This window comes from Nocardia sp. XZ_19_231 (assembly GCF_015355705.1).
Taxonomy (GTDB): Bacteria; Actinomycetota; Actinomycetes; order Mycobacteriales; family Mycobacteriaceae; genus Nocardia; species Nocardia salmonicida.
Map to the genome: position 1 here is coordinate 140,392 of NZ_JACUZI010000006.1, position 14,516 is coordinate 154,907.

The 14,516-nt window shown below is 63.4% G+C and carries 13 protein-coding genes; 6 read left to right on the forward strand and 7 right to left on the reverse strand.

All coding sequences use genetic code 11. The features are described from left to right. Positions 1–7: 7 nt before the first annotated feature. From IBJ82_RS35210 to IBJ82_RS35480, 4 genes are all read left to right on the forward strand, one after another. Positions 8–580 (forward strand): TetR/AcrR family transcriptional regulator, encoded by a 573-nt coding sequence (locus IBJ82_RS35210; RefSeq protein WP_370585481.1) that lies wholly within the window; start codon positions 8–10, stop codon positions 578–580. Between the two features lie 124 nt (positions 581–704). Continuing rightward, entirely contained in the window at positions 705–1,181 is a 477-nt protein-coding gene (locus IBJ82_RS25810) for a hypothetical protein (RefSeq protein ID WP_056821242.1), read from the forward strand. 61 nt (positions 1,182–1,242) lie between these two features. Then, entirely contained in the window at positions 1,243–1,938 is a 696-nt protein-coding gene (locus tag IBJ82_RS25815) for an isochorismatase family cysteine hydrolase (protein WP_228537681.1), read from the forward strand. A gap of 390 nt (positions 1,939–2,328) precedes the next feature. Further along, positions 2,329–4,050: a HEPN domain-containing protein gene (locus IBJ82_RS35480; RefSeq protein ID WP_194828580.1), complete on the forward strand. Its 1,722-nt coding sequence runs from the start codon at positions 2,329–2,331 to the stop codon at positions 4,048–4,050. Positions 4,051–5,021: 971 nt separating this feature from the next. Here IBJ82_RS35480 and IBJ82_RS25825 read toward each other — a convergent pair. Continuing rightward, the gene (locus IBJ82_RS25825; protein WP_194828581.1) at positions 5,022–5,522 is read right to left on the reverse strand and encodes a DUF4231 domain-containing protein; all 501 of its coding nucleotides are present in this window, start codon (positions 5,520–5,522) and stop codon (positions 5,022–5,024) included. Between the two features lie 110 nt (positions 5,523–5,632). Between IBJ82_RS25825 and IBJ82_RS25830 the strand changes: the two genes are divergently transcribed. Beyond that, positions 5,633–6,409, forward strand: a complete 777-nt coding sequence (locus IBJ82_RS25830) for a nucleotide-binding protein (RefSeq protein ID WP_194828582.1) — start codon at positions 5,633–5,635, stop codon at positions 6,407–6,409. A gap of 58 nt (positions 6,410–6,467) precedes the next feature. Then, on the forward strand, positions 6,468–7,466 hold the full coding sequence (locus IBJ82_RS25835) for a hypothetical protein (protein ID WP_194828583.1): 999 nt from the start codon (positions 6,468–6,470) through the stop codon (positions 7,464–7,466). 1,172 nt (positions 7,467–8,638) lie between these two features. Here IBJ82_RS25835 and IBJ82_RS25840 read toward each other — a convergent pair. From IBJ82_RS25840 to IBJ82_RS25865, 6 genes are all read right to left on the reverse strand, one after another. Continuing rightward, positions 8,639–9,082 (reverse strand): hypothetical protein, encoded by a 444-nt coding sequence (locus IBJ82_RS25840; protein ID WP_194828584.1) that lies wholly within the window; start codon positions 9,080–9,082, stop codon positions 8,639–8,641. An 88-nt stretch (positions 9,083–9,170) separates the two neighbouring features. After that, positions 9,171–9,965, reverse strand: a complete 795-nt coding sequence (locus tag IBJ82_RS25845; RefSeq protein ID WP_194828585.1) for a DUF2637 domain-containing protein — start codon at positions 9,963–9,965, stop codon at positions 9,171–9,173. Then, on the reverse strand, positions 9,962–10,303 hold the full coding sequence (locus tag IBJ82_RS25850; RefSeq protein ID WP_194828586.1) for a hypothetical protein: 342 nt from the start codon (positions 10,301–10,303) through the stop codon (positions 9,962–9,964). Before IBJ82_RS25850 ends, IBJ82_RS25845 begins: the two co-directional genes overlap by 4 nt. After that, positions 10,300–12,228 carry a hypothetical protein gene (locus IBJ82_RS25855; RefSeq protein WP_194828587.1) on the reverse strand — a complete coding sequence of 643 codons (1,929 nt, stop codon included), beginning with the start codon at positions 12,226–12,228 and terminating at the stop codon, positions 10,300–10,302. The genes IBJ82_RS25850 and IBJ82_RS25855 overlap by 4 nt, the downstream gene beginning before the upstream one ends. After that, entirely contained in the window at positions 12,225–13,979 is a 1,755-nt protein-coding gene (locus IBJ82_RS25860) for a hypothetical protein (protein ID WP_194828588.1), read from the reverse strand. Before IBJ82_RS25860 ends, IBJ82_RS25855 begins: the two co-directional genes overlap by 4 nt. Positions 13,980–13,981: 2 nt before the next feature. After that, on the reverse strand, positions 13,982–14,500 hold the full coding sequence (locus IBJ82_RS25865) for a hypothetical protein (protein WP_194828589.1): 519 nt from the start codon (positions 14,498–14,500) through the stop codon (positions 13,982–13,984). Between the last annotated feature and the right edge of the window lie 16 nt (positions 14,501–14,516).

Consider the following 14,516-nt stretch of genomic DNA (forward strand, 5'->3'; position numbering starts at 1 on the left):
CGCGACCGTGGTCGACAACCCGACCGAGGCGCCGCGCAAACGCGCGGACGCCCGGCGCAACCAGCAAGCGCTACTCGGCGCCGCCGCGGCCGCCTTCGTCGCCTCCGGCGTAGACGTCCCCGTTCGCGAGATCGCCTCCCGAGCCGGCGTCGGCGTCGGCACCATCTACCGCCACTTCCCCACCCGCGCCGACCTCATCGTCGCCGTCTACCGCCATCAAGTCGAAGCGTGCGCCGAAGCCGGCCCCGCCCTCCTTGCCGCCCACAGCTCCCCCCACGCCGCACTCGGCGAATGGATAACCCTCTTCGCCGACTTCCTCACCACCAAACACGGCCTGGCAGAAGCACTGCAATCCGACGCGGCCACCTTCGAAACCCTCCACACCTACTTCCTCGATCGCCTGGTCTCCACCTGCGATGCCTTACTCACCGCCGCCACCACCGCAGGTGAAATCCACCCCGACATCGACCCCTACGAGCTACTCCGCGCCGTCGGCAACCTCTGCATCGGCGGCAACACTCCCCGCTACAACCCGCGCCGAATGGTCGCCCTCCTCATCGCGGGACTGGGCGCGAAGTAGGCCCGAGATGCGAACCCCGGCACGGCAGCGCTCCAAAATCTAGCAACGCTAGACAGGCTAGCGAAGCGGGTGCTAACGTTGCTCCAGCTTCTAGCGTTGCTAGATTTTGGAAAGGGAACTCGAAATGCTCATTGTCACCGGCCAGATCATCGCCGTCGTCGCCGTTCTCGCGAATGCCGTTGTCTACGGCACCGATGTCTGTGGGGCCGTAATCATGCGGTCTGTCTACCGCAAGCTCGATGACGCGACCGTGACCGTCAGCGCGGGATGGGGTCACTACTACGGCGACAAGCGCATGCCGATCGTCGGGGCGGGCGGCGTGGTCGCCGCGGTGCTCACCCTGCTGATCGCACTGCTGGCCGGCCAGATCGGCGCCGCTGTCGCGGCAGGCATCACGGTGGCAGCACTGCTCACCTGGCTCGCCTTCTACGTCCGCATCGCCAAGCCGATCAATACCCAGCAGACCGCCGCCGCCCTGAGCGGCATCATTCCGGCCGATGCCCGTGCGCTGCAGGACAAGTGGGACAGCATTCTGAAGTACCGAGTCGCCCTGCAGTTCATCGCCCTTGCCGGCCTGTGCGCCGCGCTGATCCTGTTCTGATCCCAGAAGTCGCAGCGCCGACTAGACCATGTCTACGGCACCATGGGTTGTGGGTGAAAACTTGGTTGGACTGCACGATTGGAAGATCGGTGCCGGTGAGTACGCCCGGCATGAGGCACGGCGCGGACGCAGGCACGCCTACCCGGTTCTCACTGCGGCGCGTACCGCTCTGGTGGTAATCGACATGGTGCCCTTTCATGTCGGAGCCAATCCCTATTGCCGTGGGATCGTGCCCAACATCAACCGGATCGCAGATGCTTTGCGAGCGGTCGGCGGGACGGTTGCCTGGGTTGTGCCCAGCGTCGAGAAACCCACCGATGCCGCGATCGAGTTCTTCGGCCCACAAGTCGCCGAAAGCTATAGCAGCTCAGGAGGTTCCGGACCGCTGCCCGACCGCCTCTGGCCTGATATGACCGTCGGCGCGGGTGACCTGTTCGTCGAGAAATCCGCGTTCAGCGCGTTCTTTCCCGGCCGGTGTTCGTTGCCGGGACTGCTCGAGCAACGCGCGATCGACACGGTCTTGATCGCAGGCACCGTCACCAATGTGTGCAGCGAGTCCTCAGCCCGCGATGCCTCGACCCTCGGCTTCCGAACGATCATGGTCGCCGACGCCAATGCCGCACGGAATGACCACGAGCACAACGCAACCCTCCACACGATCTACCGCTCGTACGGTGACGTACGCCCGACGTCCGACGTACTCGAGATGCTCAACGCCTCTCCCCCGATTACGGAATCTCGCACGACCTCCAAATAGCCGCCGAAAGCCTCGAGGATGGCCGTTGCTGCCGTCGGAGATAGTGCGCCGCTCGGGGGTGGCACATAGCCGACAGATAGGGATAAACCGCAGTTCAGGGGGGAAGTGGGGCGGGTGGGGCTCGAACCCACGACCAGCGGATTATGAGACCAATCACCTTCAGCGCTGTGCTGACCTGGGAAGACACTGCTGGTGGCGGAGCATTTTCCCACAATCTGTTGGTGCTCGATCCCAGCAGGCGGCGTCCCAATAGCCGTTGTTCCGTACCGCGGACAGTCAATCACCGCCGCCGTGTACTTGCCTAGCAGCCAACCCCAGCAGCGCGCCTATAACGCAACGGCCCGGAGCTCGTGACAGATCCGATCGCGTTACCGTGCAAGATGGTGTCTTGTGACGATCTCAGATTCGGCTGGAGCTGGCGACAACTTGCTTGAGCACCTCCAGGAAAGCATGTTCGAGCTGGGTCGGCTGGTCGGTGACGACCTTTTAGCCTTCATGCTCGCGATGAGTCCGTCCGATCTGAGGACAGACCGGATCCTTGACGGGCCCAGAACCGAAGTGCTGGACAAGATCTGGACAAAGGCGGTGGAAAACACCGAGCAGATCGGCCCGGAATGGGGTCCGATCAGGTGGAAGACAGTTTCGGAGTCCGCACTGATCGAAGCTTTCTGCACCTACGACGAGTCCTTGAAGACCTCAGTCGCAACGAACTATCACCTCCACGCGGGAGGCCTCCGACCCGATGTCGGCGATGCAACGTCGCTGAAAAGCTGTCTTCAGACCATCGCAATCGACACATTCCCTGCCCGCCTTGTTGGCAGTGGTCGGACACTGTATTCATGGAGCGGCGCAGACCAGCACCCGTTGACGCAGGCGGTTAGGACACACTTGCGCGATGACACTGAACCGCTCCACCGACTGCTCATAGCAGCGTGGGCGGCGACTGACCCTGCCGATAGGCGAGGGCGTGACACCGTCAGCCACTCCGATCAGATGACAGTTGATTGGTCAACTGGCGGTGGTGGCAGCCTGTACCTGCACGACATCGGGAGCGGCATCATCTCCAGCGTCATCCTTGAGAACGACCTCGATGACCGCGTCCTTATCCAAGTTTCGGACGCCATCAATATCGGACTTGCCCAAGCTCGCCGACTCGCCGCTGGCGAATCCGTCGCGGTAAAGACCGCGATTGGGCTGGGCGGCTTTACGCTCGCCGACGACGTCCCGCCGATCGAAGTCGTTGGAGGCCTCCTCCGCCGACCGACAGTGCTGGACCGCCGATTAAACACCTTCGCAGCCAAGCCCGACATAGTCCTCGAAATTGAACTGCCAGTCCGGTACACCCGTGCCCGGTTGTCCCCGCCTGCCAGAAACAATACCGACATCCTCAGTCGGTTCATCGCGGACAATGAACAACGCAAGCCGTTCCTACCAGAGCTCATCGCTCATGGCGACGAAGTCAAGGAGAGGATCCGACGCATCCGATTCGCGATGATTCTCGCCTCCCCCGACCAGCAGGCCGTGCTCGAGCCTGTGTGGCGGTTCACCCAGCAGTTCAACCCGATCATCGGAAGAGGGTCTGGTACACATCAGCCAGATCCGGAACCTAACGTGGTCCATACGACTCCACCGCCGTGTGTTGACACCGCCACCGCTACGGAGATCGCAGCGTGGGTGGGGAAACTGGATCGTCTGCCAGACTCACTCAAGGTGGGTCGCCGACGATTGCTGCAGGCGGCGACTGAACGCTCGGACCCTTTCGACAAGTTCATCGACGCGGTCATCGTTTGGGAAACCATGTTCGGCGCGGACAGCGAAACATCGTTCCGAGTTACTGGAGCGATGGCGCTGCTACTCGAACCATCCGACATCGAAGCACGAAAGATGTTGCACCGAAAGCTTTCCGAGCTTTACGGCCATCGAAGCAAGCTTGTCCACGGTGCTGTCGGACATGAACTTGAGACCAAGGCGTTCAAGGCTGCAAACGTGCCTGCACACGCCAACGAGGCCATCCGATACGCGATCAACTGCTTCAAGAAGATCCTCGACGAACCGCAGTTGCTACCCCTCGATTCGGCCGCAAGGAGCAAGCGCATCCTGCTCGGATTCTGACGTCGCAGGTCGATGCGCCGACTACGACGGCTCCGAGGAACCACTGCATTGCCGGATACCGGGCGTTCTCGGTGACAGATGTCCTGACCAAGTGACAGATACGGTGGTCAGCCACAACAGGCAACCCATCACGACGCACGCGCGCTGACATGGATAATCGAACGTATGTGCGAATCGATTCGGCCCTACCTGCGCAACGGGTGTTGGACGGAACCGGCTCCCCGGTTCTGCCCGAATGGACATCGCCTCGGGGCAGGTCGATCCCTCGTCAGCGTGATGCCGTGCGTTCGGATGGTGTCTTGCGTGCAACGCGACGATCTACAGCCCGCCGATGCACTCCGACTGCGAGCACGCCGGTTAGCCGGGGCAAGGCGAGAGCAGTACAGGTCAATCCATATGCGTACCAGCATGTTCTGGCAAAGGGAGGTGCGGGAGTTGCGCCGCGAATTAGCAGCCGATTTCGCGATAAATTCGGACTGACCAGCGCCCGCCCGTCAGATAGTCGCTCACTGGTAGCCAAACAGGCGCTGCAATGTTGCGGAAGACGACCCGATGGTCACCGATACATCCAGGACCCTTTTGGGCGGCCTGCCCCCGCGGCGAGCGGAATGTCCTTCCGCGGCTTTGCCGCGATCTCGATCCGTAGCGATGGCTCTGGACTGTGTGATTTCTGTCCCTCTCGGTGTGGCCTGACGGCTGCTCGATCGCCACGGCGGCGGGTGTCAAGGGTGGCCGCAGGCCATCGGCTTGCCGACGCCGCAGGCGCCCTTGACGCTCGCTGTCGTTGCGATAGCCCTCGGATCAAGGCCAACACCGAGAGGGACAGAAACCACGGCCCCCGCGAAGGACCGCGCGACCTGCAGGTCGCGGTACCGGCTCCCGATCGCGGCGCGGCGGGGTGTTGCACGGAATTTGCCAATTTGCTGCTGTCCTGAGCAGCGAGGGCAGGTAGATCTGGCCGACTCTTCAGTTCACTTCTCGCGGGATTCGATGTCACCCGCTACACCTTGTCCGTCGGCTTCGGGGGGAGCTGTCACGTGGGTCGTCTGCGATTGGGCAGCCCACACTCGATTCTCCTGCGCAGTGATCGAGGCGATTCGTGCTGCGAGGATTCTGTGACGGCCTGCCGAGGTATACGGATCCGCCTCTGCCAGGTACAGCAAACCCTCCCGCTTGAGCTCCTCGGCAGTGGTCCGATATGTAAGCCAGTTGACTTGCCATTGGAAGAGTTGCTGCGCCCCCTCACCGAACACGACTGTTGCGGCGAGGATCGCTGTGACGGACGCCGGAGCCTCAAGAGCTGCCAGCACCGGCACCGCCGCGCCAACTGCGATTTGAGCCAGCTTAACCAGGAGATATAAGCGACGCGCGTACCTACTACGCTTCGCGTACCACTGCCTCTGATCCTCCAGTCGTTCCCACACGATGCTCGCAGGATCGGGGGTAGAGCTCGCTTCGATCTGTTCAGGCATGCGCTATGACATAGCACGACCTACCGACGAGCCGCGAGGGTTCGGCCGATTCATCGCAGAGCCCAGTTCCGACGGGCAACGGTCACCCTGGTCACCGGTACGCTCTTCCGGTGACCAAAGAGCAGAGGCTCGAACTCCTTCAGAAGCAAATCGACGCCGCGAGCAGTCATGACGAATTGGACCTGGGCGCGTGGCGCCTACAAGTCGAGGTCGCCATCCGTCTGGCAGTCGGCGATGCACATCCTCAATATCGCGAGCTACAAGAAGTAAAATTTACGCCTCGAGCATTCACAGTTGGAACAGAAGGACAATCAACTGCGGATGCCGCTGCACGTGAGAGCGGAATTCTCAAAGTACTTCACATACTGGAGGCGGTCCGAACCGAGGTGAAGCTGACAGGAGGAGTTCCGGAAAACTCGGGAACCACAAAAGACGTAGGCGGCAAGATATTTATTATTCATGGCCATCACAATGGGTTCAAACAAGAGGTGGCAAGATTCATTCAAAAAATTACGGGCAATGAGCCCGTTATTTTGAATGAGCAGGTCTCCAGCGGGCAGACCATTATTGAGAAATTTGAGAAGCATGCTTCTCAGGCTGCCTATGCAGTCGCTCTTGCCACAGCAGACGATGAAGGGAAAGCGAAAACCGAAACCGGGGATCATAAAACCCGAGCCAGACAAAACGTCATTTTTGAGCTGGGGTTCTTCGTTGGCTCGATTTCACGCAGCCGAGTAGCGCTTCTTTACGAAACTGGGGTGGAGCTTCCCTCCGACATTGCCGGAATAGTTACTATTAGGCTGGATGATTCCGGGGGTTGGCATGTCGCCTTAGCAAAAGAATTGAAGGAAGCTGGCATCGCAATATATCCAGACCGGATCATCTAAGCCTCAGCCATGGATTGACCAGTATAAGACAGATCTGACATGAAGAAAGCAGGGGCAAGTGGAACCACAGGAATCAGCACCAGCACCCACAGTCGTCGTGTACCAAAACTCCGATTTTGTGTCCGGAATGCTCCAAGAGCTCCACAAGACCGGGCTGCTGGAGAGCGCCGAATCCAGCACACACATGGCCAGCTCTGAAAATTCTTCAACCAGCGAAGGAAGAACTTCTCAAAACCAATTTTCGGCGCCGCCCGTCGATGGCGCGCTGCATATGAGAGGCCAATCAACGGCCGACGAAAAATCGCTGGCGGATCGAAAGAAATTCTTCTACTCGCAGAGTTTCTATCTCGACTCTGTGCGAAATGAATTACGGGACAGAGAGGCAATTCGGACACTCACGTCGCTCAGCGATGCTAAGTCATTGCGGGTGGGTGAGATTGTGGAATTCACGGCACCATTTCGAGCGAATGAAGTAAACGCAATTCTCGATATTGCAACCCCGCAGCTCACCTCGGCAGTTGTACGCTATATCGTAAGAAAAAGAGGACTTAAAGAGCTAAACGAACTTGGCGAGTATGCGACTCTAGAAGAACTCGGGCGACGGCGCAAGATCAGCGAGATCGAAGCGCACGACAGTTCCGAGTTCACAGAGGCCGTCACGACCGCCCTCCGCGCAGACTTCCGCGGAGAGCACACCAAGGAATTCTATGGTCTTTTGAAAGAACTCACCGTTGTGACGGTTTGCGAAGCTGAGCATTTCATTACCAAAGACCCCGATCGTATTTTGGACGGCACTTTTACTGTACTAGCAAAGGTGGTTTCAGAAGTAGCCGAAGATGTCCCCATTCTGGAGCGCAATAAGCTCCTCAATAGGATTGATGTCGACTACCTAGATCTCCTGTTCCAACAGCTTGCGGAATCAGGAAATCAGCTTGCCGAATCGAATAAAGGCCTCATCAGAGAAACTTCGGGCGACGCACCGCTGTTCGACACCGCATTTGCCGCAACCGTTGAGGGATCATCCGTCACAGTGCTGCCGATCGCAATTTATATCTAGAGCGCAGAATCAAGGGCCACTCGACCGGGCGTCGCGGCGTTACACCAGCCGATCAGCGCTGGCCTGCGTCCTTTTGGGCGGCCGCGGCGAGCGGATGTCCCTCCGCGGCTCTGCCACGATCTCGATCTGTAGCGACGCCCGGTCTGTGTGGTGTCCGTCCCCTTCAGATGTGCCTGATGGATACTCCATCGCCACGGGCGCGCGTCAGAGTTGCGCAGCCATTGGAGCAGCCGGCGCCGCAGGCGCCTTGACGCCCGTTGTCGTTGTGATGCCATCAAGCAGGCCACGCTGCGAGAGACAAACACCGCGCCCTCGCGAAGGACCCTCGCGGCTCGGCCGCGGTACCTGCTCCTGATCGCACCGCGAACCGGCCATACCAACCCGGCACGTGAACCGCGTCTCCACGCTTCTACCGGCACACGCGCTACGCACCCACACCAACTACAACAGCCGCGGCACTAGACCGCAGCCACACCAATCCGACTAGACCACCGTCACCGACTCCCAGCGCAACCCACTCGCTAACCCTCCGATGCCCACCCAACCCAACCACCTCTTTTCTCTCAACCACCACCTCACCCATCCCTACACACTCTTTTGATTTCTGATTGCTCCCCACCCCCACCCAGTTCGACATCTGATTGGACACGAAGTGGGTGATCAGATGTCGAACTGGGTGGGGGTGGGGAGTGAGCAGAAATCCCGCCCTTAAGCCCAGCTCACAGGATGGGTGAGGTGGTGGTTGACACGCGAAAAACCCGCACCCGTTTGTATGCTTGATTCGCTAGAAAGTCGCGCAGCATTCGCGCCACCGACCTCCACCAAGATCGACTTCCGATCAGCCGAAACCACGAGAAGCTCGCCCTTCCTCGGCATTCCAGCGTGAGTGCCGACGGCGGGCAGTTCAAGGGCGCTCCTTCGTCGCGTCGCCTACGGCGATGGCCTGCGGCCACCCTTGAGCAACCCACCGCCTGCACTCGTTTTGCCTTCGGAGGAAGGGCCAAGGGAACAGTTGGGGATACAGCCGACCGACCGAGCCGCGGCAGATAGATCCTTCGAGGCAAGCGAGCGAAGCTCGTGCGGCAGTACCTCCCAAGCCGACCGAGCTGGAACACGACGAAGCCCCCGACCCGATCACGGGCCAGGGGCTCCTGGTGGTGCTGTGTGCCGATCTATGCGGGCGCGGTGTAGCCGCCCAGGTCGTAGACGCGGCCGTTGCCGCCCTCGGCGGGGCCGACGAACAGCAAGCCGTCGATGCGGCCGCCGATCGCGACGCCGTTGGCGCGGGCTCGGCGCAGACCGGTCCGGATCGCGCGCTGGACGTCGCGGTCCATCGTGACCGCGCGCAAGCCGTCGTCCTGGTCGTCGTCGTGAGCGTCGGTCTCGATGATGAGCTGCGAATCGATCACCGGGTCGCCGGACTGTGCGACCGTCGGCCGACGGTTGACCCAGTACAGCGGCCGGCCCTGGCTGTTGTGGCGGTGGCGCCGGATGACGGCGATGATTTCGCCGCTGACTCCGTCGCCGGGCTTGACCTCGCGGCCGAACGGGTTGCGGGCGCTGCCGGTCATCAGCTCGGCGTTGATCTGGTCCAGGTCGGTCAGTGCGTTCGTCATGATTTCTGTCCTTCGGTTCGTGTGCTGTGCGGGTTGTGAAGCGGGAGGGAACGCGGGGCAGGCTGGTCGCCTGCCCCGCAGCGATCGGTCAGCGAACCAGGCTCAGTACCTCCCCGTTGTCGTCGTCGACCTCGGCGGTGGCGATGATCTGCGCAACGCGGGAATGCGACAGACCGACCGCGGCGCCGATGGTGCGTGTGGATTCACCGGCTGCGCGGCGGCGCAGGATCTCGGTGTCGCGGTCGATCACCGGCTCTGGTGCCAGCTCGGTGTCCGGTGCTGTGGCAACCGGTGTCGCCTTGCTGTCCAGTGCTGTCCGGTCGGTGTCCAGTGCTGTCCACTCCGCGTCTACCGGTGCCGGATCGCTGTCCAGTCGAGGCGGGCCGAAGAATGCGGCGGCCTTCGGGGGTTCTGGTGCGCGCGGGACCTCGATCAGCGCGGTCAGGCCGTGCGTGGCGGCCAGACCGGCCAGCGGAGCGGCACCGGCGACCCCGGCGGCGACGGCAGCGGGCAGCAACCGCCCGCCTGATTCCGCAGCGTGGAGGCCATTTCCGACCACGGAGACCAGCTCGGCGGCGAACAGCTGGGCCCAGAAGAACACCTTGGTCCCTGTCGGGATCGCGATGCCCTGTTGGGCGCGGCGCTGCAGCGAAACCAGCGCTACAGCCGACTGGACAATGGCCCCGTCGACGAAAATCGGGCCGACCCACGCTAGACGGGCGTCGATTCCGGCCATGACGGCCAGATCCGACAGTGCCGCGAAGGACCAGGCGAACGCGCCCAGCGCGATCACGACAGTCATCGCCAGCGCGGTGCCTTCGGCCCAGTCGATCCCGGCGGTAGACGGGCGTTTGACGGCGTGTACAGCAGTAGACGCGTTCATCGTTGGTGTCCTTCCTGATTCATCGACGCGGCCCATGGGCTCCACATCGGGGTGTGTACGAGCCGTTCCTGCTCCGAGTGCAGGGCGTGTCCGGCCAGTTGGTCCAGTGCGTTGTCCAGGTCGCTGGCAAGCTCGCGGTTACGGTCTTCCAGATCGGCGCATCGGTGTTCGGCTGCGCTCAGTAGCGCTTCCAGCTCTGCGACGCTGCGGCCCTGCGTGATCTCGGGCGGCTGCTCTGGACGGCGCGGCAACCGGATCACCTTCGCCAACGTCACCGCTGTGCCCGGTTCGGCGGTCGCGGTGGCGGGCATCGTCTGCTCGACGGCCGCGGCGCTCACCGGTCTGCCCCTGCCCGCTCGTCCTGGCGCTCCACCGCGGCGGCCAGCGCGTTGCCGTGGCTGGTGTAGCCCGCCAGGGCGCTGGTTCGCGCGGCGACACTGGCGCCGAAAGATGGCACCGGGTTGGCCGGTGTGTAGCGGACCTGGTCGTTGGTCAGTGCGACACCGCGCCATTGGCCCTCGAAGATCTGACGGGCCTGGTCATAGCTGCGGGCCTGGATCGGTGTCCGGTCTTCGTTGGCGTCGGCGGCCATGTCGTCGGGGGCCTGGCGCCAATTGCGCAGCGACTCTTTGAGTTCCCACCAGTTCTCGTGGTGCTCCGGATCAGTGGTCCATCGGCGGTCGATCTCGTCGCAGCGGTCCAGCAGTGGCCGCTGCTCGTCGAAATTTGCCAGCACCTGGGCGTCGTGGCGCATCTGCGCTCGCCACCCGAAGTCCGCGCGCATCACGGCCTCGGATTCGCTGGCACCGCGGTCGCGGTAGTGCTTGGGTGTCCACCGCCACCCCTCGATCCGGTCCCGCGTTGTCTGGGGCAGGGTCTCGTCGTCGCGGGCGGCCTCCATCCCGGGAGACAGCGACACCGGCCAACCATCAAGCGGCCAACCATCCCGATCGACGGCCGTCTGGTCGTGCTGCGCATCGGCGAGTGAGCGCTGCTCGGCACGGATCTCATCTGCCCGCTCGTAGTCGTCGATTCGGGTGACGTAGTGCGAGGTGAGCAGACCCGACCGGTCACGGCCGATGCCGTTGACGGCCAGGTCTCGGGCCTGGTCCCAGCTCCGTGCCTGCATGGAGCTGAGGGTGTCGCCCAGCTGGGCTCGTTTCGCGTCGGCGACGGCAGGGTCGTCCCGATAGTTGTAGTAGGCGTCCTGGAGGGTCGTCCACTCGTCGAGCCATCGGTCTTCGCCGTGGTTGACCCAGGTCTGCGACCACTCGGCCTCGTCGAGGCTGTCGGCGGGGTCGTAGTCGTCGGGGTCGCGGTGGTAGCCGACCGCGGCCCACTGGGTGAAGTCGTGGCGCATGAGTTGCTCGGTGTCGGATTCGGTGGTGAACTCGTCGGCCTGGTCGTGGCCGGTAGTGTCAGTCATTGGTTCGTGCCTTTCGGAAACGTCTGTCGAATGGGTGGGTTCGTGGCCGGGCCAGGCGCCGTGGCCGGTCATCTCTCGTGCTTGCATGTGCGATGACCACCGGGTGTCGCTCATGCCGGGCGGCCGCAATCCGCCCGGCATGAACACCTCGTGCGCCCGCTTCATCGCTTCCGGCGCCTGAATCCAGGCGTCGTGAATCTCGGTGAGCTCGCGCCACTGCGGCCCGACCGCCGGATCGGTGATCCACTGGGCCTCGATCGCATGGGCCTGCGGCAGCAAGCTCGCGTCCTCGTCGAAGCCGCGGTCGTAGTGGTCGATCGCGCGGGCGAAGTCGGCCCGCCACAACACCTCCGCCTCGTCGTCGATTCGGTCGGCGTAGCGATTGATGAACGGATCGTCCACGTCGCTGGCGACCTCGACCACCGTGGTGGTGCTCGCTGCTTCCGGCGCCAGCCACGGGCCGTAGCCGGTCATCGCGCGAGCCTGTAAGTGGCTGTGCCACAACTGATCTGACATCGCAGCGGGCTTTCGCCCGTTGGGCATCAAGTACTGGTCGGCCTTGCGCTGCATGTCCTCGGGCTCGTAGATCCAGGCCTCGCGGATCTCGGTCAGCTCGAACCACTGGCGTCGGACAGCCGGGTCGGCCTCCCACCGGTCCTGTAGCGTGCGCGCCTGGTCGCGCAGCTCAGCGGTACGACCGGGCTCGCTCACCTCGTTCGCCAACGAGTACAACGCCCACGCACGGTGAAAGTCGGCCCGCCACAACACCTCTGACTCATCCGGAACGCGCACCGCGTAGAAGCCGATCAGCGACTCTTCGAGGTCCTCGGTGTTCACCGCTGCGCCTCTTCGCGCTCGGCGGTACGCGCGACCGCGGCCATGACGGCGTTGCCCGGGGCGTGGTCGGCCAGTGCGCTGCGTCCGGCCGCATCGGCCTGGCGCTCTGCGCTGCCGTACCGCTCTTTCGCCGGCGTCATCGATGCCACCTTCTGCACTGCCTCGTCGCGCTCGCCACGGAACTTGTCCCGCTCGGCCACGACCTGGTCCCGCTCGGCGGTCAGCGCCGAAAGCTGCCTGGTCAACTCAGCGTTGCGGTCGGTCAGCTCACCGTTGTGCTCGATCGAGAGGCTGTGGCGATGCCGCAAGCTGTCGCGGTCGGCAGCCACCCGTGCCGCAGCCGTGCGGGCTTCCTGGGCCGCCTGGTGCTGCACGCCCACCTGCTCGTAGAGCGCCTGGTTCTGGACGCTCGCGGGTGATCCGCTCATCCGGTACAGGCTGGTGCTGCCGGGGTATTCCCAGTCGACCTCTGCATCGTCGATATCGAGCTCGACCCTCTCGCCAACACGCCACTCGGCACATTCGAACGTGCGGTCCGCGTATTGAAGTGCGCCCAGTTCATCGGTGCGCACGATGACGTTCTCCCTGCGCACTTCGCGGCCGGTGACCGGGTCGGTTCCGGCAATCGAGATCGCGGTGCGATGACCGGCTCGCGCCGTGCCCGACTCCATCGCGTTCTCGTGCTCACCGCGCCACCAGGAGACAGCCTGCGAAGCGAACATGTGGTCACCGTGAACCGACCGGACATTGCCGCCCGGATCTTGGCCGTACCGCGGGGCGACGTGCACGCTCATCGACTCGGTCGTGTCAGGTACCCGTGCCACTGCGGAGTCCGCGTGGACAAGCGCTGCGGTCTCGCTCGGGTGGTAACTCACCGACGACTCCCATCCGGCGTACACGGCGACCTCGTACTTGGAGTTCGCGATGACGTTGTGGCGTTCGTGGGCGACCTGCCGCAGCGGCAGACCAGCTGCTCTGACCTCGCGGGCAGCCGCACGCATCTCGCGGTCGAGACCGGCAGTCTTCACCGGATCGGTGGTGCCGACTCGACGCAACTCCAGTTCCGCACCACGCAGCTGCTGGACCGCGTCCTGCTGTTCGGGGTTCATGTCCTCCCACGTCAACGGGGGGCGGGCATTGAGCCGGGCCTGCTCGCGGTTGCGCTGGGCGGCCAACGCGCGTTCGTTGGCCTCGCGGCGCCCGTGAACCCAGGTTTCGGACCGCACCGCTGCGGCCCTGGCGTTGCGCGCCTGATCGGCGTCCATCGGCTTGAACACCTCACCCAACGGGCGGGAGGGATGTGTCTGAACCTGTGACAGCGCCTGCGAGACCTGCCCACGCTGCTCGATCGACAACGGCGAAGCGTGCGTGGCGGACTCGATCGAGTACCGGATCCGCGCCAACCGCTCATGATCGACCTCAGCCTGGTCAAGGGTGTAGCCGGGCGACAGTCGGCGGTGCTGCTCGGCGAGGACTTCGGCGTGGTAGTCGTTGACGCGCTTGGTGCTCCACGCCTGCGCCATGCGCTGCTCACCGACCTGCGTGCGCAGGGTCTCGACGAGCTCTCGACGCTCCTTACGCGACAGCTTCGGCATCTTCGTCTTGCCCGGACGGCCTCGGCGAGAAGCGATGAAAGCCCGCGCCGCGGCCATGATCTGGCCCATCGCACGGCCGGTGTCGCGGGTGATCTCGTCCTCGGTGGACGGGCCTCCGTTGGCGTGGCCGCTGTTGTTGTCGGATGTCATGAACATGGTCAGTTCTCCTTTTTAGTGGGGTTGGGGTTCGCGCGGCGGGTCTCGTAGCTGGCGCGGCGGTGCGCGAGCTGCTCGATATGCCGGCGGATCCAGCTGCCGGTATCGGCGACGGCGTAGAACGCCATCTGGATCGACTCGGTGACGCCGGGGCGTCCTGCGCAGTGCCACCAGCCGAACGCGGCGATGGCCAGCACGTACAGCGACAGCGGACCGGGCAGCGGCAACACCGCCACCGCGGTGCCAGCAACGGCCGTGGTCGCTACGGCCGGTCCCCAGACACGCAGCCCGTCACGGGTTTTGTTAACTCGGGAGACGTGCGGGGCGATGGTGCGGCCGACGTGTCCGCCGTCCGGAACGACCGGCACGAGCTGAGCGGCGAGCTTGTGGGCGGCGGTACCGTGCATGTCGGCAGCCAGGCTGTCGAGCACGGACTGCTCGTGCGCTTTCGCCGCGGCGCTGCGCCCGCCCAGCTCTTCGCCGTGCTCTTCGGGATCGGGTAGTGGGTTCGGGATTGCCATCATGAATCTCCTTGCA